Here is a 16834-nt window from a genome sequence, read left to right on the forward strand (position 1 = left end):
ATCACGGTACGACGGGAGGGGGGAGCGACGCCTCCCCCTGGCGGGGGAAAGATCGGCCGACTCGGGTCAGCAGCCGTTCAGGATGTTGACCAGGGCGGTCTTCTCACCCGAGTCCATGCTCAGGCCCCAGTACTGCTTCACGTCGACCCACATCCGTGCGTACGTACAACGGTAGGCCGTCCGCGGGGGCAGCCACTTGCCGGGGTCGAGGTCGCCCTTGGCCTGGTTGACGTTGTCGGTGACCGCGATGAGCTGCGGGCGGGTGCGGTCGTTGGCGAACTGCTGGCGCTTGCTGGTGGTCCAGGAGTTGGCGCCGGAACGCCAGGCCTCGGCGAGCGGGACGACGTGGTCGATGTCGAGGTCGGAGGCAACGGTCCAAGTGGCCCCGTCGTACTCGGAGTACCAGCTTCCGCTCACCGCGGCGCAGGACGAGTCCTGGACGACGTTCACGCCGTCCCGCTTGAGGACGGTCTCGCGGGTGTTGCAGCTGCCCGAGACGGTGCTCCAGTGCGGGAAGAGGTCGCGGCTGTAGCCGCTGGTGGATCCTTCGGTCTTCGGTGTGACCGTGGCCAGGTACGCGCGGGCGGCCGAGGCGCTGATGGGGGTGGGCGGGGCGGCCTGGGCGGCCGGGGCGTTGACGAGGGAGGTGAGCGCGGCAAGGGCGGCAGTTGATGCGAGCACGCCAATTCGACGCGCGTAGACGTTGGACATGAGTGCCATGAAGGGCTCCCTGGGTGCGGGGGGTGTGGCCGTACGACCCCGGCGGGGCGTGGCCATGCTGACGGCGCCGGATGTCGCGGGGAAGGGCGCCAGGTGACAGCGTGGCGACATGGGCACGTCACATCAAGTGGAGCAATGGCCCTGATTTAAATGGAAGTTGAGGTTCCGGAGGGTTGGCGTGTGATTGGAGGGGCTTGGAGCGGGCTTGGCGTGTGGTCAGGGCGGGACCAAAGGCCCATTCCGGCCCGCCGTGGGCGTCGCGTAGTCTGTTCGGAGCAGAAGGGGAGTAGCTCTTCGCCGGACCGTCGACATACTGCTGGGTCACCCCAGCCGGCGCCCGGAGGCAGATCGCGCACAGCGGTCGGCCAGCGAGACCTTCGGCCGCAGTGTCCTGTCCCCGCGTGGACGCGTTTCGTACGCGCACACGCACGCCAGGGCGCCGCCGAGCCGAAGCGACCCCTGAAACACCCCAGGTCTCTCGGTACCGATGGCGTCCTGCCCGACCGATTGAGGTTTCCACCCCCGTGTTCAGCTTCAGCATCACGGCGATCGCCTTCGGCGTCGTCTTCCTTGCCGAACTCCCCGACAAGACGGCCCTCGCCGGCCTGATGCTCGGCACGCGCTACCGCGCCTCCTACGTCTTCGCGGGCGTCGCCGCCGCCTTCGCCGTACATGTCGCCCTCGCGATCGCCGCCGGCAGCGTACTCACCCTGCTCCCGCACCGCCTCGTCCAGGCCGTCGTCGGCATCCTCTTCCTCGTGGGCGCGGCCATGCTGCTCCTGAAGAAGGACGACGGGGAGGAGGAGGTCAAGCCGCCCGCCGACCAGTCCTTCTGGAAGGTCTCGGGGGCCGGCTTCATGCTGATCCTGGTGGCGGAGTTCGGTGACCTGACCCAGATCATGACCGCCAACCTCGCCGCGCGGTACGACGACCCCGTCTCCGTCGGCATCGGCGCCGTGCTGGCCCTGTGGGCGGTCGCGGGCATCGGCATCCTGGGCGGGCGCACGCTGATGAAGTACGTGCCGCTGCGACTGATCACCAAGATCGCGGCCGCGGTGATGGCGGCCCTGGCCGTGTTCTCCCTGTACGAGGCGATTGCTGGCTGACGCTGCGGGCGCGGGCCCGGGGCCGGGTCTGGGACCGGGCGGTGCGGCGGGGGATATTCCATTGCGTGCTGTACGTGTACGGGTCACGCTCGGGCGCGTGACCGACACCGCCGCCCCCACGGGCCCCGCCACCCAGCCCGCGCCCCAGCCCGTACCGGCGTCCTCATCGGACCGGCAGTTCGGCTGGTCCAACATGTTCGTCCACCCCGACGAGGACGCCCGGACCGACGGGGGTTTCCAGGGCGAACGGGCCGTACTCGCCGGCTACCTGCGCGACCAGCGGCTGACGCTGGAGCTCAAGTGCGCGGGGCTCGACGCGGAGGCCCTCGCGAGGCGCTCGGTGGAACCGTCCAACCTGTCCCTCCTGGGTCTCGTACGCCACCTGGCGGGGGTCGAGCAGCACTGGTTCCGGCAGGTCATGGCGGGCCAGGACGTACGCCGCCACTACCGCTCGGAGGAAGCCCCCGCGGGCGAGTTCACCGGCGCGGTGGCCGACCCGGCGGTGGTCGCGGACGCATGGGCGACCTGGCGAGCCGAGGTCGCCTTCGCGGAACAACTCGTCGCGCAGGCCCCCAGCCTGGACATCACCGGGGACGCGGGTGGACCGGAGGGCGCGGGCGACGAGCCGATGGAACTCCGTGAGGTCCTGGTCCACATGATCGAGGAATACGCCCGCCACAACGGCCACGCGGACTTCCTACGGGAACGCATCGACGGGCGGGTGGGGCAGTAGAGGGTGGGGGCGGGGGCTTCGGCCGGCAGCACATCAGCCGGGCGTCGCTGGACGCTCGGGCGGGGCCGCCACGCTGGCTTTCGCTACCCCGAAGCCCTGCCCCAGCTCTCAGGCCTCCGGGCCCGTTCCCACCGTGATCTGGATCGTGCCGTCCGGGGTGGTTGTCACGGACAGGCGGGTCAGGTCCGGGACGTGGGTTGTCGGGGCGTGGGCGGCGGCGCGGGGGCCTACGCCGATCACGCGCATGCCCGCCGCGCGGCCGGCGGCTATGCCTGCGGCCGAGTCCTCGAAGACGATGCAGTCGGCCGGGTCCACGCCCAGTGCGGCCGCGCCCTGGAGGAAGCCCTCGGGGTCGGGCTTGCTGGCCTGGACGGACTCGGCCGTGACCCGTACCGCGGGCATCGGGAGGGCGGCGGCCGTCATGCGGGCCGTTGCGAGGGCGGCGTCCGCGGAGGTGACCAGGGCGTGCGGCAGGGCGGCGATCGCCGCCATGAACGCCGGGGCGCCCGCGACCGGGACCACGCCGTCGGTGTCGGCGGTCTCGCGGGCCAGCATCTCCGCGTTCTCGGCGTGGTTGACCTCCATCGGGCGGTCCGGCAGGAGGACGGCCATGGTGGCGTAGCCCTGGCGACCGTGCACCACCTTCAGGGCTTCCTGCGGGTCCAGACCGTGGGACAGCGCCCAGTCGCGCCAGCAGCGCTCGACCACCGCGTCGGAGTTGACGATCGTGCCGTCCATGTCCAGGAGCAGGGCCCTGGCGGTGAGGACGACGGGTGCGGTGGTGGTGCTGGCCGACATCGGCGGGGCTCCAGACGGGGCGGGAAAAGAGAACAAGTGGTTCCGTCCACCGGTCAGGGAATGAGGACGGAACCACTTTGTTCCTACACGATACAAAACAAAGTGCGGTCCGCGCCACCAGCCGAGGTGTGACCCCTGTCCCTCCCCTGTTCCTGCCCTCCCCCTGTCCCTCCCCTCCGTCCGTTCCCTATCCCTTCCCTATCCCTCCAGCGCCTTGCGGGTCACGGGGCCGTAGATGCCCCACTCCTGGTCGTCGATGCCGTGTTCGTACTGGAACTCCGACAGCGCGTCCTCCACCCTCCAGTCGAACTTCCCGTGGATCCTGCCCCGGTACAGACCCTGCGCCGACAGCAGGCGCTGCAGCTTCTCCACCTCCGGACCCGAGTCCCCGTACCGCAGGATCGGGGCCTGCGAGGCCGGCGGCGGGGCCGACGAGCGGCTCGCGCTGGGCGACGGGCTCGCGGACGGCGGCGCGGACGAGCGGGACGCGCTCGGTGACGGGGACGGCGACGCCGACTTCGAGGCGCTCGGCGACGGGGAGGCCGAAGCGGACGGGCTGGCCGAGGCCGGGGTCCGGGTCGGGGACGAGGACGGCGCGGGCAGGGCGGCGCTCGCCGCGGGGGCCGGCGCCTTCGCGTCGACCAGGGCGGCGTCGCTCCCCGAGGGGCTCGGCAGCACCCACACTGCCATGGCCGTCCCACTGAGGGCGACCACCGCCGCGGCCCCGATCAGCAGCGCCAGCGGCCGGCGCGCACCGGAGCCGGTCCGCTTCTCCGGGCCCCCGCCCCCGCCCCCACCCCCTCCGCCGTCTCCGGACATGTGGTCCGGTTCCGGGATCGCCCGGAGCCGGGCCGTCTCGGCCGGGTACGGGGCGCGCCCCGCCGGCCCGTCCTGCCACGGTCCCGCTGCCGGCGTCACGGGTATCCCGTACGCCGGGGTGTCGTCCGATGCCGGTGCAGGCGGCGGCACCGGGCCGGGGTCCGGGGTGACCACGCCCGATACCGGGGGCGGAGACATGTCGGGGTCACGCTCGCCCGGGTCGGACAGCGTCACGTACGGACGGATGCGCAAGGGGTTGAAACCCACACCCGGCACACACCCGCAGCCGGCGCCGACAGCGCCGCAATCTGGACAGTGCTCACCGCTCACTGGACTCCCTCCCTGGCTGTTGCCTGCGATTATGCAGACCCGCCGGGGCCCTCCCAACCGGCCCGAGAGGCCATAACCGGACACACCGCTCAGTATGGAGATGTTGATCCGGCCTGAGGAGGTATCGATGGCTCAGGATGTGACCGCGGATGCCGTGGACCCCGGTTCCGGCCCGCAGAAGTCCGGCCCCGCCACCGAACACGCCTCCCGCGAGGTCCTCGTCTCCATCGGCGCCCTGCTGCTGGGCCTGTTGATCGCCGCGCTCGACCAGACCATCGTCTCCACCGCCCTGCCGACCATCGTCAGCGAGCTCGGCGGCATGGCGCACCTGGCCTGGGTCGTCACCGCCTACATGCTCGCCTCCACCGCGGCCACCCCCCTCTGGGGCAAACTCGGCGACCAGTACGGACGCAAGAAGCTCTTCCAGTACGCCATCGTCATCTTCCTGATCGGGTCGGCACTGTGCGGGCTGGCCCAGGACATGCCCCAGCTCATCGGCTTCCGTGCCCTCCAGGGCCTGGGCGGCGGCGGACTGATCGTCCTGTCTATGGCGATCGTCGGCGACATCGTCCCGCCCCGCGAACGCGGCAAGTACCAGGGCCTCTTCGGCGCCGTCTTCGGTGCGACCAGCGTGCTGGGCCCGCTGCTGGGCGGTCTCTTCGTCGACCACCTGTCCTGGCGCTGGGTCTTCTACATCAACCTCCCCATCGGTCTCGTCGCGCTCGTCGTCATCGCCGCCGCCCTGCACATCCCGGCACGCCCCTCCAAGCACACGATCGACTACCTCGGCACCTTCCTCATCGCCTGCGTCGCCACCTGCCTCGTCCTCATCGCCTCCCTCGGCGGCACCTGGGGCTGGGGCTCGGCCCGGATCGTCGGCCTCGCCGTCCTCGGCGCCGTCCTGCTCGCCGCCTTCCTGTTCGTGGAGCGCAAGGCCGCCGAACCCGTCCTGCCGCTGGGGCTGTTCCGCATCCGCACCTTCACCCTCTGCTCGGCGATCAGCTTCGTCGTCGGCTTCGCGATGTTCGGCGCGATGGTCTACCTGCCGACCTTCCTCCAGGTCGTCCAAGGCGTCTCGCCGACCATGTCGGGTGTCCACATGCTGCCGATGGTGATCGGCATGCTGATCTCCTCCACCGCCTCCGGCCAGATCGTCAGCCGCACCGGCCGCTGGAAGGTCTTCCCGATCGCCGGCACCGGCGTCACCGCCATCGGCCTGCTCCTGCTGCACCAGCTGCACCGCACCAGCTCCACCTGGGAGATGAGCGTCTACTTCTTCGTCTTCGGCTTCGGTCTCGGCCTGGTGATGCAGGTACTCGTCCTGGTCGTGCAGAACGCCGTCAGCTACGCCGACCTCGGCGTCGCCACCTCCGGTGCCACCTTCTTCCGCTCCATCGGTGCATCCTTCGGCGTCGCGATCTTCGGCACGGTCTTCACCAACGGGCTCGACGACAAGCTCGCCGCCTCCCTCGCGGGCGTCCAGCTGCCGGCCGGGGCCGGCGTCACGCAGCTGGAGGCCGACCCGCGGGCCATCGCCGCACTCCCGGCCGGTCTGCGTCCCCGCGTGCTCGACGCCTACGCCGCCGCCATCACGGACGTCTTCCTCTACGCGGTGCCGATCGTCCTGGTCGCCTTCGTGATCGCCTGCTTCCTGAAGGAGGACAAGCTCCGCACCTCCGTCACCGCACCCGATGTGACCGAGACCCTGGCCTCCAACCCGGTGCATCGCTCCTCCCGCGACGAGGTCGCCCGCGCCCTGTCGGTGCTCGGCACCCGCGAGGGCCGCCGCCACGTCTACGAGAAGATCACCGAGAAGGCGGGCTACGACCTGCTGCCCGCCTCCAGCTGGCTGCTGCTGCGGATCAACAAGTACGGCTCCACCGAGCCGGCCCTCCTCGCCGAGCGCGCCAACGTGCCGCTGAAGGTCGTCACGGACGCCGCCCGCCAGGTCGAGGAGCGCGGGCTCGCCGCCCGGGAGGGGCTGGCGCTGGTCCTGACCGACCGGGGACGCGAGAGCGCCGCGAAGCTCGCAGAGGCCCGGCAGGAGTCCCTTGCCGCGCTGCTCGGCGACTGGTGGGGGCCGGACCGCCCGACCGACCTGGTCAAGCTGGTCCAGGAGATCAACACGGAGCTGTGCGGATCCGATGCGGAGGAGCCCTACGACGCGTCGCCGCGACGGGACCACGCCGCGCACTGACGATGGGCCGGGGCGGGGCATGGCCGCCGGAGGAGTCTCGACGGTAGGGAAGCAGGTGGTCTACGTGAATCGGACGGCGCCGTTGGGTGCGGCGTGCGGAGCGGTGATGGTGGTCGCGCTGTCCGGCGTCATGGGCCCGCAGGCCTACGCGGCCGGCGACGACCGGGAGAAACGCAGTGCGGCGGTTCTCCAGGAGCTGGTGCCTTCCGCCGGCGGGCCGGGCTGCGCGGCCGCGGTCGGCAAACGCGGTGATGTCGTCTGGGAGGCGGGCAGAGGGAAAGCCGACCTGGCGACCGGGCGTGCCATTACCCCGCAGACGGTCTTCGACATGGCATCCAATTCCAAGCAATTCACCGCAGATGCCGCTCTTCTGCTGGCCGGGCGGCACCAACTCGCACTGGACGACCCCCTGTCCGATTTCCTCGACGACCCGCCCGCCTGGACCCGGGACGTCACCCTGGGCGACCTGATGCGTCACACCAGCGGCATTCCCGACTACCAGGACCTGCTGGAGGCCAAGGGCATCGAGGTGGCGGATCCGGCCGGCCAGCAGGAAGCGATCGCAGCCATCCTCGCCTCACAGCCGGAGGATCCCCCGGGCAAGCGCTTCTCCTACTCCAACTCCAACTACCTCCTCCTGGCCCATGTCGTCGAACGGGTCACCGGCACGCCGTTCCCCGCGTTCCTCCAGCAGGAATTCTTCACCCCGCTGCACCTGCGCATGACCTTGTCCCCGGCGGTGGACGTTCCCGGCAAGGCGAAGTCCTACGACGAGAAGGACGGCTCCTTCACCCCCAATTCCTCCCCCTGGAAGCAGTACGGAGACGGGTCCGTCCAGACCACTCCCGGGGAATTCGTCCGCTGGGCCGACAATTACCGCACCGGCCGCATCGGCGGAACGGAACTGCTCGCCGGAGTCACGGAGGGGGCGGTGAGCGTGGGCGACGTCCTGCGTCAGCGCGGCATCGAAGCAGGCCGGTACGGGGCCGGCATCCTCCTGCTCCCCGACAAGAGCCTGGTGCACCGCGGTGACTGGGAGCAATTCCACAGCACCTTCAAGGTGAGCCCGGACCGGAACACCGCGGTCGCCGTGGTGTGCAACACGGATTCACCCGACAATTTCCGTGCGGCGAACCAACTGCTGGACATCTGGACCACCTGACGGGCCGGCCGACACGCTCCAGCAGAGCTCAGGCCAGGCGCTTCTCGAACCAGTGCTGTGCATACGGGCCCGAGCTGTAGGCGGGTATCTCCGCGTACCCGTGGCGCGCGTACAACGCGCGGGCTTCGACGAGATCCGTCCGGGTGTCCAGCCGGACCCGCTCGGCGCCCAGCGCACGGCCCTGCGCCTCCAGCGCCTCGAGCAGCGCCGCCCCGCCGCCGGTACCGCGGGCGCGCGGGTCGACGTACACCTTGGTGAGCTCGGCGGTGACGGGGTCGAGCAGGCGCAGGCCGCCGCACGCCAGCGGCTCGCCGCCGCGCCGCCCCACGACGAACCGGCCCGTCGGCGGGTCCAGGTCGCCGTCCGGGAAGTCCAGCAGCCCCTGGTCGATCTCGGCCTCCGTGACCTGCCGTTTCCAGTACCGGCCGGCGACCTCGGCGTAGTAGGCGCGGCGCAGGAGGGTGGCGTCACGGGAGGTGACCGGTTCGGGGGTCACCGTCCACGACGAGGCGGCCGTGCCGCGGTCGCCGAGGTGGGTGCCCAGGTGGTTGCCGACGTGGTTGCCGAGCCGGCCGCCGAGATGGCCGCCGAGCTGGTTGCTGTGAGTGTTCATGGCGTCATTGTGGAGTTCGCGGCGGATCTGCCGCGTGGAATATCCACAACGCCGGGCCGATGATAGGAAAAAGGACAAATCCCGCGTACCCGGAGGGTGTGAAACGCCATGTCAGAGCATCCCGACTGTGCCCTGGTCCGCCGCGGCTACGAGGCCTTCGGCAGGGGCGACCTCGAGACGATGAGCACCTTGCTGACGGCCGATGTCATCCACCACGTGCCCGGCAACAACCCCATGTCCGGGCACCACAAGGGGCGGGACAACGTCCTCGACTTCTACCGCCGGCTCGGCGAGGAGACGAAGGGCACTTTCCAGGTCCACCTGGAGTCGGTCCTGGCGGACGGGCGCGGGCACGTGATGAGCTTCCACACGGCGCGAGGCGACCGCGGCGACCGCGGCATCGAGATCCGCGAAGGACTCTTCTTCACGATCGTCGGCCACAAGATCACCGACATCGACCAGTGCACCGCGGACATCGACGAGGAAGACGCCTTCTGGAGCTGACACACCCGGCGAGTCGCTCGGCCGTGGTGGGGCGCGGGCCCGACGGGCCCCGCGCCCCGGTCGGGTCAGGCCTTCTTCGGCGCGGCCTGCTGCACGACCTCGAACGACCACACCGTCGACGCCGAAGCCGCCGGCTTCGGCCGCTCGCCGCCGCCCTCGCCGCCCTCGGAGCCCGCGCCGCCGCCCGCACCGCCCGCGCCGCCGCCCTGGTGAGCGGCCTTCATCGGCCCCTCCATCCACGCCTGGAAGTCCTCCTCCGAACGCCAGCGCGTGTAGACGAGGTACTGGTCGGTGCCCTCCACCGGGCGCAGCAGCTCGAACCATTCGAACCCGTCCGAACCCTCCACCGTCCCGGCCCGAGAGGCGAAGCGCCGCTCCAGAACCTCCCGCTGCTCGGCGGGGACGGTCAGTGCGTTGATCTTCACGATGCTCATGGGAGCCATCCTAGGTATCCCGCGGGAGATATCGTCGTGCGGGTAATGGAGCGCGGCAGCCAGGCGAAGTCAGGGTTGCGGTCAACAGGGCGGGAGGCCGGCGAGGCGTGGCTAACGCGGCAGAGCACAGTGGTGCGAACGGACATGCCGGGGTCATAGGCGATAACGGCAGGCTCGGGGCGGCACGCCTCCTGCTGTGGGCGCTCGCGGGCGCCCTCGCCGTCAGACAGGCGGCCGCGGTACTGCGGGTGCCACCCGGAGAGTGGCTGAGCGGCCTGCACCTTCCCGACGCCCTCCCCGGCTCGCTCTACGACTCCGGCCAGTTCTCCGGCACCCCCTTCGCCGGGCTGGTCCTGAAGCCGCTCGTCGGCTTCGCCGCCCCCTCCCTGGAGGTGGCCTGGACCTGCGTGACGCTGCTGTGCGTCGCCGCCATCGGACTCGTCGCCGCGCGCGGCCTGCCCGATCCCGTGCCGCGGCGCACCGCGCTGCTCGCCGCGCCCGTGCTGACGGCCCTGATGATGGTCTCGCTGCCCGTCCGCGAGGCCGCCTCACCGGGCCAGACCGCCGTCCTGCCCGTGCTCCTGGTGCTGCTGGCCGTCTTCCGCGTGCCCGGCGACCGCCCCGCGGGCTTCCTCGTGGGCCTCGCGGCCGCGCTGCAGCCCGCCCTGCTGCTGTTCGCCCCGCTGCTGTGGCTGACCGGGCGCCGCCCCGCCGCACGGACCGCCGCCGTGACCTTCGCCGGAGCCACCGCGCTGTCCTGGGCGGCCATGCCGCGCGACTCGTGGACGTACTGGGCCGAGCACCTGGCCGGCACCGGCCTCGGCGGGGCCCCCGACAGCCTCTCCAACCAGTCCCTGCACGGCGCGCTGCTGCGCCTCGGCCTGAGCGGTCCCGTCGAGATCCTGCTCTACGCCGCCCTCGCGGGCGCCGTCGTCTGGTTCGGCCTGCGCCGCGCGGTCCGCTACGCCCGCGACGGCCAGGTACTGCTCGCCGTCGCCGTCACCGGCTGCGTGGCCGTCGCCGTGGCCCCGACCGGCTGGCGCCACCAGCTGCTGTGGGTGCTGCTCGCCGTCGCCGGCAAGGTGGGCAAGCACGCCGCCGACCGGCGCGTGTGGCCGGTGGCCGTGGTTCTCGCCCTGACCCTGCCGAGCTCCGTGCTGCTGCCGAACCTGGCCGCACTGGCCCCCGTACGCGACAACGTGCTGCTGCTCGCCGCGCTCGCCGCGGCCTGCGCGGTGCCGTTCCTGCCGCGCTCGTCGCCGTACTGGCGCGAGCCCGTGCCGACCGCCTACGGACGGCCCGCCGCCGCCCGCTGGCAGCGGGTGCCGCTGCTGCCGTTCTGGCGGCGCGTGCTGTCCCGCCCGAACCTGCTGCTGGAACTCCTGCTGATACGGGTCGGCTACTCGCTCTACTCGCACATCCGGGCCGCCGCGCCCACCAGCCGGACCCTCGCCGAGGGCAACGGCAGCCAGATCCACGGCATCGAGCGGGCCCTGGGCATCGACATCGAGCACGCCGTGAACCACGCGGTCGTGAACACGCCCTGGCTGGAGGCGTTCTTCAACTTCTACTACACCTCCTTCCACTTCGTGGTCCCGCTGACGATCCTGGGGGTGCTGTACTGGCGGCGCCCCGGCGACTACCGCTGGGCCCGCGCCTCCCTGGGCCTGGCCACCGTCCTCGCGCTCGTCGGCTTCTGGCTGTACCCGCTCGCGCCGCCGCGCCTGATGCCCGGCCTCGACTTCATCGACACCGTGCACGGACCGCAGGACCTGGCCAACCCCTCGTACGGGGCCATGACCGCGATCTCCAACCAGTACGCGGCGATGCCCTCGCTGCACTTCGGCTGGTCGCTGTGGTGCGGGATCGTGATCGTCGTGCTGGCGCCCAAGGGCTGGCAGAAGCTGCTCGGGGCGCTGCACCCGCTGATCACGGTGTGCGCGATCGTCGCCACCGCCAACCACTGGGTGCTGGACGCGGTGGGCGGCGCGGTCGTCGTGACCGCCGGCTTCGGGCTCGTGTACGTGCTGTCCGGGCCGCGGAGGCTGCAGGTGAGCCTGCCGGGGCAGCGCCGGATCGACGAGGAGCAGCCGGTGCGGGCCGGGGCGCGGAGTTCCTAGGCGGACGCCGCTGGCCGGACGCCGCTGGCCGGACGCCACTCGCCGGACGTCGCTCGTCGGACCTCGTTCGTCTGACCTCGCAGGCGCATCCCGTCGGCACCCTCAGGGGGCTGGCGGGATGTTCTGGTTGAGGCGGAAGAGGTTGCCGGGGTCGTAGCGTCGCTTCAGTTCGCGCAGGCGCCGGTACTTCTCCGCCCCGTACGCCTGCTCGACGCGCTCCTCGCCCTCCTCCATCAGGAAGTTCGAGTAGACCCCGGTGTGGTGGGGGGCGAGCGCCGACCACAGGCCGCGCGCCCACGTCCGCTCGGCCTCGAAGCCCTCGGCGCCCTCCGTCGTCCCGTTGATGTTGAAGGTGTGCCCGGCGCCGCGCCCGCCGAAGGCCGTCTCGTCCTCCCCGACGCGGGCGATGGCCCCGCCGAGCTGGAAGATCGGGAAGGCGGTGAGCGGCGAGACGATCCGGGCCGCGTGCTCGGCCGTACGGTCGATGACCTCGTCGGTGAGCCGGTCGACGTCGCAGGACTTGAAGTAGTACCAGCGTCCGTGCGGGAAGGACGGGTCGAACATCGCCTGGTGCTCGGTGAACGGCTTGGGTGCGCACAGGTCCAGGACGGGCGGCGTGCCGGACTCGCGCAGCGGCCGCAGCACCTCCTGCCCCTCCTCGACGGGCCCCGCGTAGCAGCAGACCACCATCACCACCGGCTGCCCCTGCAGCTCGGCCGGTACGTAGTCGACGGCGGGCGCCTTGCGGTGGACGATCGCCGTCGTCAGCTCGTCCGGTACGTCGGTGATCCACTCGCGGTAGAAGCGCATCAGCCGCGCCGACTCGGCCATCGGCCACACCACGGGCCCGGCCAGCACCACCGGCCCCAGCGGATTGAGGCGGAACTCGAACTCCGTGACGATGCCGAAGTTCCCGCCGCCGCCGCGCACGCCCCAGAAGAGGTCCGGGTTCTCGTCCGCGCTCGCCTTCAGGAACGTTCCGTCGGCGGTCACCAGGTCCACGGAGAGCAGCTGGTCGATGGTGAGCCCGTACTTGCGCATCAGCCAGCCGATGCCGCCGCCGAGCGTGAGCCCCGCCAGGCCGGTGTGCGTGACGATCCCGGCCGGGACGGCCAGCCCGAACGCCTGCGTCTCCCGGTCGAGCTCGCCGAGGAGCACCCCCGCCTGTGCCCGGACGGTACGGGCCTCGGGGTCCACCCGGATCCCGCGCATCGGGGAGAGGTCGATGACGATGCCGTCGTCGCACACCGACTGGCCGGGGAAGCTGTGGCCGCCGGAGCGGACGGCGAGGGGGAGGCCGGAGGCGGCGCCGGCGCCGGCTGCGAAGTGCACCGCGTCGATGACGTCGGCGACGCCCGTGCAGTGGGCGATGAGGGCGGGGGAGCGGTCGACGGAGCCGTTCCACACCCGCCGGTCCTCTTCGTACGAGGGGTCTCCGGGGCGCACGAGCCGGCCCCGGAAGGACTGGCTGAGCGTGGCCATGTCTTTAGTTTGGCACCGGGGGCGTGGCCTCGCCCGTGGGTTCGGCCGGGCCTGTTTCGGGCCGAAGGGGCGCCGGGGCATAGGTGGCCCCGGCGCCCCTTCGGCTGGATCGCCGCTGTCTGTCAGGATCGCCCTGATCGGGCCTGCCCGCCACTCGAACGGGTGCCGCGCCGTTGCTGGGGCCCTGCCCCAGACCCCGCGCCTCAAACGCCGGCGGGGCTCAAAGATCGGGGCTCCGCCCCGGACCCCGCGCCTCAAACGCCGGCGGGGCTGGATTTGGTGCGGCGGGGCTGGTTTGGGGCGCGGGGCTGGATTTGGCCGGCGCAGCCGGGATGTGCTGGCGGGGCTGGACGTTCCAGGGGGCGGCAGGGGCCGGGGCGTGGGTGGAGGGGGCCCCTGCCGTCCTGGGGCCGGGTCAGCCTTCGTGGGTGACCCGGAGTTCCTTGATGCCGTTGAGCCAGGCCGCGCGCAGGCGGCGCGGGTCCTCGCCCGTCAGGCGGAGGTCCGGCAGGGCGTCGGCCAGTGCGTTGAAGATCAGGTCGATCTCCATGACCGCGAGGGACTTGCCGAGGCAGAAGTGCGGGCCGCCGCCGCCGAAGCCCAGGTGGGGGTTCGGGTCGCGGGTGATGTCGAAGACATCCGGGTTCTCGAAGACCTCGGGGTCGTGGTTGGCGGAGGAGTAGAACATCCCCACCCGGTCGCCCGCCTTGATCTTCTGGCCGCCGAGTTCGGTGTCCTGGGTGGCGGTGCGCTGGAAGGACACCACCGGGGTGGCCCAGCGCACGATCTCCTCCGCGGCGGTGGACGGCCGGGTCGCCTTGTAGAGCTCCCACTGGTCGGGGTGGGTCAGGAAGGCGTGCATGCCGTGGCTGATGGCGTTGCGGGTGGTCTCGTTGCCGGCGACCGCCAGGAGGAGGACGAAGAAGCCGAACTCGTCCGAGCCGAGGTTGCCCTGGCCCTCGGCCGCGACGAGCTGGGTGACGATGTCCTTGGCCGGGCACTCCTTGCGCTGGGCGGAGAGGTTCATCGCGTAGCCGATGAGCTCCATGGCCGCGTTCGCGCCGACCTCCTCGGTGATCGCGTACTCCGGGTCGTCGTAGGCGATCATCTTGTTCGACCAGTCGAAGATCTTGGCGCGGTCCTTCTGCGGTACGCCGATCAGCTCGGCGATGGCCTGCAGCGGGAGCTCGCACGCCACCTGCGTCACGAAGTCGAAGCTGCCGTCGGCGGAAACGGCCAGGGCCTCCTCGACGATCTTCCGGGCGCGGTCCCGCAGCGCGTCCTCCAGCCCGCGGATGGCCCGCGGGGTGAAGCCGCGCTGCACGATCTGGCGGACGCGGGTGTGTTCCGGCGGATCCATGTTCAGCATGATCAGTCGCTGGGCATCTATCGCATCACGCTGGATGTGCTCGTTGAAGCGGATGATCGCCGTGTTGGTGGTGGAGGAGAAGAGCTCCGGGTGCGTGGAGACGTACTTGACGTCCGCGTGCCGGGTCACGACCCAGTAGCCCTCGTCGTCGAAGCCGGTGACGCCCCGCCGCTGCGGGCACCACCACACGGGTGCGGTCTGCCGCAGCTGCGCGAACTCCGGCAGGGGGACCCGGCTTTGGAGCAGGTCGGGGTCGGTGGCGTCGAAGCCTTCGGGCAGCGCGGGACAGGTCATCGGGGCAACTCCAAAGTCTGACGGCCCATCAGAAGTTGGCTTGAAGGTAGTAACGAGTTCTAGAAGTGACAAGGGTCGCGGCGCCAACTGTTGCGTGTGGAATCCGTGCAGGGCGCGTGCAAGACCCTTGCGTGGCGGGGCCCCAGGTCATAAGACTGCGGGGAGAACTAGAACGCGTACTAGTTCGGGCGGGGCGCCGGGACGGCCCGCCGCGCTGGCGCTGTGCAGGAGAGGACGAGCTCATGGCCGCGGAACCCGTCATCGTCGAAGCCGTACGCACCCCCATCGGCAAGCGCGGGGGCGCGCTCGCCAACCTCCATCCCGCCTACCTGCTGGGCGAGACCTACCGCGAGCTGCTGGCCCGTACCGGAATCCAGCCCGACTGCGTCGAGCAGATCGTCGGCGGCACCGTCACCCACGCCGGCGAGCAGTCGATGAACCCCGCCCGCAACGCCTGGCTCGCCATGGGCCTGCCGTACGAAACCGCCGCGACGACGGTGGACTGTCAGTGCGGCAGCTCGCAGCAGGCCAACCACATGGTCGCCAACATGATCTCCGGCGGGGTCATGGACATCGGCATCGCCTGCGGAGTCGAGGCCATGAGCCGGGTGCCGCTGGGCTCCGGCTCCAAGCACGGCCCGGGCAAGCCCTTCCCGGACGAGTGGAACGTCGACCTCCCGAACCAGTTCGAGGCCGCCGAGCGGATCGCCCGCCACCGGGGCCTCGGCCGCGAGGACGTCGACCGGCTCGGCGTGCTCTCCCAGGAGCGGGCCGGGATCGCCTGGGCCGAGGAGCGGTTCAAGCGAGAGACCTTCGCCGTGCAGGTGCCGACGACCGAGGAGGAGCAGGCCGCCGGGCAGGGCATGTGGCGCCTGGTCGACCGGGACGAGGGCCTGCGGGACACCAGCATGGAGGCGCTGGCCCGGCTCAAGCCGGTCATGCCCACCGCCGTGCACACCGCCGGCAACTCCTCGCAGATATCCGACGGGGCCGCCGCCGTGATGTGGGCCTCCCGCAAGATGGCCCGCGCGCTCAAGCTCAAGCCGCGCGCCCGGATCGTCGCCCAGACCCTCGTCGGCGCCGACCCCCACTACCACCTGGACGGGCCGATCGACGCGACCCGGGCCGTGCTCGGCAAGGCCGGGATGTCCCTCAAGGACATCGACCTCGTCGAGATCAACGAGGCCTTCGCGTCCGTCGTCCTCAGCTGGGCCCGGGTCTTCGACCAGGACCTGGAGAAGGTCAACGTCAACGGCGGGGCCATCGCCCTCGGCCACCCCGTCGGCGCCACCGGCGCCCGGCTGATCACCACGGCGCTGCACGAGCTGGAGCGCCGCGACAAGGAGTTCGCGCTGATCACCATGTGCGCGGGCGGCGCGCTGGCGACCGGCACGATCATCCAGCGCCTGTGAGCTGTGCGCGCAGGCGCCTCTGAACCCCGTGGGATGGGATGCAGAAGGCCCCGGCGGCCGGACCTGGGGAGGCCGGCCACCGGGGCCTTCGTATGTCTGCTGGTGGTTTAGTACCAGTGGTTGGCGGACCAGAAGTTCCAGGCGCCCACGGGGCTGCCGTAGCGCTCGTTCATGTAGTCCAGGCCCCACTTGATCTGCGTGGCCGGGTTGGTCTTCCAGTCCGCACCCGCGGAGGCCATCTTCGACGCCGGCAGGGCCTGAGCCAGGCCATAAGCACCGGAAGAAGCGTTGGTCGCGGTGTGGTCCCAGCCGCTCTCGTGCGAGATGATCTTGTCGAAGGCGGCGAACTGGGCCGGGTCCTTGATCATCTGCTGCGCGATCGCCTTGGCGCTCATCGGGGCAGCCTGCGCGGGGACCGCGGCAAGCATGGAACCGGCGACGCCCAGGGCGAGGACGGAACCCGCGAGGGCCTTCTTGGAAGCGGCGATGCGGCGGATGACGGTGTTGGACACGGATTGACCTTCCGAAGGGGACAAGGGCGGTCGCGGCATGCCGAAGACATGCGTGAACCACTCACGCAGTGGAGAGGGGATCCGCAGGCGGCGGGTGAAGCACCCGTGCCGCCCGGCGACTCATCCAGTTCTACCGATGGCCCGGCGGCCTGGCAAAGCCCCCGCTTACTAGCCGGCCTCGCAGCCGGGGCGGAACGGCACCCCTCCGCCGCGATCAACGTCCGTGCAC

General features: G+C 71.2%; 15 protein-coding genes. 7 read left to right on the forward strand and 8 right to left on the reverse strand.

What is annotated here, in order from left to right; all coding sequences use genetic code 11:
• Positions 1-66: 66 nt before the first annotated feature.
• Positions 67-711, reverse strand: coding sequence for an HNH endonuclease family protein (locus tag ACIPYQ_RS02820; RefSeq protein ID WP_401246094.1), 645 nt, complete (start codon positions 709-711; stop codon positions 67-69).
• A 533-nt stretch (positions 712-1244) separates the two neighbouring features.
• On the opposite strand from ACIPYQ_RS02820, the gene ACIPYQ_RS02825 reads away from it, so the two are divergent.
• The gene (locus ACIPYQ_RS02825; RefSeq protein WP_361768862.1) at positions 1245-1826 is read left to right on the forward strand and encodes a TMEM165/GDT1 family protein; all 582 of its coding nucleotides are present in this window, start codon (positions 1245-1247) and stop codon (positions 1824-1826) included.
• Between the two features lie 193 nt (positions 1827-2019).
• Positions 2020-2559: a DinB family protein gene (locus ACIPYQ_RS02830; RefSeq protein ID WP_401246096.1), complete on the forward strand. Its 540-nt coding sequence runs from the start codon at positions 2020-2022 to the stop codon at positions 2557-2559.
• A gap of 108 nt (positions 2560-2667) precedes the next feature.
• Here ACIPYQ_RS02830 and ACIPYQ_RS02835 read toward each other — a convergent pair whose 3' ends face one another.
• Together ACIPYQ_RS02835 and ACIPYQ_RS02840 are read right to left on the reverse strand one after the other, a co-directional pair.
• Positions 2668-3357 (reverse strand): HAD-IA family hydrolase, encoded by a 690-nt coding sequence (locus tag ACIPYQ_RS02835; RefSeq protein ID WP_401245500.1) that lies wholly within the window; start codon positions 3355-3357, stop codon positions 2668-2670.
• A 198-nt stretch (positions 3358-3555) separates the two neighbouring features.
• Positions 3556-4428, reverse strand: coding sequence for a peptidoglycan-binding protein (locus ACIPYQ_RS02840; protein WP_401245502.1), 873 nt, complete (start codon positions 4426-4428; stop codon positions 3556-3558).
• A gap of 205 nt (positions 4429-4633) precedes the next feature.
• On the opposite strand from ACIPYQ_RS02840, the gene ACIPYQ_RS02845 reads away from it, so the two are divergent.
• Positions 4634-6703, forward strand: coding sequence for a DHA2 family efflux MFS transporter permease subunit (locus ACIPYQ_RS02845; protein WP_401245504.1), 2070 nt, complete (start codon positions 4634-4636; stop codon positions 6701-6703).
• Positions 6704-6758: 55 nt separating this feature from the next.
• Positions 6759-7865: a serine hydrolase domain-containing protein gene (locus tag ACIPYQ_RS02850; RefSeq protein WP_401245506.1), complete on the forward strand. Its 1107-nt coding sequence runs from the start codon at positions 6759-6761 to the stop codon at positions 7863-7865.
• 28 nt (positions 7866-7893) lie between these two features.
• On the opposite strand, the gene ACIPYQ_RS02855 is transcribed toward ACIPYQ_RS02850, so the two are convergent.
• Positions 7894-8478 carry a GNAT family N-acetyltransferase gene (locus tag ACIPYQ_RS02855; RefSeq protein ID WP_401245508.1) on the reverse strand — a complete coding sequence of 195 codons (585 nt, stop codon included), beginning with the start codon at positions 8476-8478 and terminating at the stop codon, positions 7894-7896.
• A 108-nt stretch (positions 8479-8586) separates the two neighbouring features.
• On the opposite strand from ACIPYQ_RS02855, the gene ACIPYQ_RS02860 reads away from it, so the two are divergent.
• On the forward strand, positions 8587-8982 hold the full coding sequence (locus ACIPYQ_RS02860; protein ID WP_401245510.1) for a nuclear transport factor 2 family protein: 396 nt from the start codon (positions 8587-8589) through the stop codon (positions 8980-8982).
• A gap of 65 nt (positions 8983-9047) precedes the next feature.
• Here ACIPYQ_RS02860 and ACIPYQ_RS02865 read toward each other — a convergent pair whose 3' ends face one another.
• Positions 9048-9416: an antibiotic biosynthesis monooxygenase family protein gene (locus tag ACIPYQ_RS02865; protein ID WP_401245512.1), complete on the reverse strand. Its 369-nt coding sequence runs from the start codon at positions 9414-9416 to the stop codon at positions 9048-9050.
• A 107-nt stretch (positions 9417-9523) separates the two neighbouring features.
• On the opposite strand from ACIPYQ_RS02865, the gene ACIPYQ_RS02870 reads away from it, so the two are divergent.
• Positions 9524-11536 carry a bifunctional glycosyltransferase 87/phosphatase PAP2 family protein gene (locus tag ACIPYQ_RS02870; protein WP_401245514.1) on the forward strand — a complete coding sequence of 671 codons (2013 nt, stop codon included), beginning with the start codon at positions 9524-9526 and terminating at the stop codon, positions 11534-11536.
• A 102-nt stretch (positions 11537-11638) separates the two neighbouring features.
• Here ACIPYQ_RS02870 and ACIPYQ_RS02875 read toward each other — a convergent pair whose 3' ends face one another.
• Both ACIPYQ_RS02875 and ACIPYQ_RS02880 read right to left on the reverse strand, forming a co-directional pair.
• Positions 11639-13018: an FAD-binding oxidoreductase gene (locus ACIPYQ_RS02875; RefSeq protein WP_401245516.1), complete on the reverse strand. Its 1380-nt coding sequence runs from the start codon at positions 13016-13018 to the stop codon at positions 11639-11641.
• A 415-nt stretch (positions 13019-13433) separates the two neighbouring features.
• Entirely contained in the window at positions 13434-14681 is a 1248-nt protein-coding gene (locus ACIPYQ_RS02880) for a cytochrome P450 (RefSeq protein ID WP_361771091.1), read from the reverse strand.
• Between the two features lie 242 nt (positions 14682-14923).
• Between ACIPYQ_RS02880 and ACIPYQ_RS02885 the strand changes: the two genes are divergently transcribed.
• Positions 14924-16093 carry a steroid 3-ketoacyl-CoA thiolase gene (locus ACIPYQ_RS02885; protein ID WP_351302906.1) on the forward strand — a complete coding sequence of 390 codons (1170 nt, stop codon included), beginning with the start codon at positions 14924-14926 and terminating at the stop codon, positions 16091-16093.
• 107 nt (positions 16094-16200) lie between these two features.
• Here ACIPYQ_RS02885 and ACIPYQ_RS02890 read toward each other — a convergent pair whose 3' ends face one another.
• Positions 16201-16644 (reverse strand): transglycosylase SLT domain-containing protein, encoded by a 444-nt coding sequence (locus tag ACIPYQ_RS02890; protein WP_361771095.1) that lies wholly within the window; start codon positions 16642-16644, stop codon positions 16201-16203.
• Positions 16645-16834: the final 190 nt, after the last annotated feature.

This window comes from Streptomyces sp. NPDC090045 (genome assembly GCF_044747975.1).
Lineage (GTDB): Bacteria > Actinomycetota > Actinomycetes > Streptomycetales > Streptomycetaceae > Streptomyces.

Coding starts and splice junctions, on each gene's coding strand:
- ACIPYQ_RS02820 (WP_401246094.1), bottom strand. CDS start 711: ATGTCCAACGTCTACGCGCGTCGAATTGGCGTGCTCGCATCAACTGCC.
- ACIPYQ_RS02830 (WP_401246096.1), top strand. CDS start 2,020: ATGTTCGTCCACCCCGACGAGGACGCCCGGACCGACGGGGGTTTCCAG.
- ACIPYQ_RS02835 (WP_401245500.1), bottom strand. CDS start 3,357: ATGTCGGCCAGCACCACCACCGCACCCGTCGTCCTCACCGCCAGGGCC.
- ACIPYQ_RS02845 (WP_401245504.1), top strand. CDS start 4,634: ATGGCTCAGGATGTGACCGCGGATGCCGTGGACCCCGGTTCCGGCCCG.
- ACIPYQ_RS02855 (WP_401245508.1), bottom strand. CDS start 8,478: ATGAACACTCACAGCAACCAGCTCGGCGGCCATCTCGGCGGCCGGCTC.
- ACIPYQ_RS02860 (WP_401245510.1), top strand. CDS start 8,587: ATGTCAGAGCATCCCGACTGTGCCCTGGTCCGCCGCGGCTACGAGGCC.
- ACIPYQ_RS02865 (WP_401245512.1), bottom strand. CDS start 9,416: ATGAGCATCGTGAAGATCAACGCACTGACCGTCCCCGCCGAGCAGCGG.
- ACIPYQ_RS02875 (WP_401245516.1), bottom strand. CDS start 13,018: ATGGCCACGCTCAGCCAGTCCTTCCGGGGCCGGCTCGTGCGCCCCGGA.
- ACIPYQ_RS02880 (WP_361771091.1), bottom strand. CDS start 14,681: ATGACCTGTCCCGCGCTGCCCGAAGGCTTCGACGCCACCGACCCCGAC.
- ACIPYQ_RS02885 (WP_351302906.1), top strand. CDS start 14,924: ATGGCCGCGGAACCCGTCATCGTCGAAGCCGTACGCACCCCCATCGGC.
- ACIPYQ_RS02890 (WP_361771095.1), bottom strand. CDS start 16,644: ATGCCGCGACCGCCCTTGTCCCCTTCGGAAGGTCAATCCGTGTCCAAC.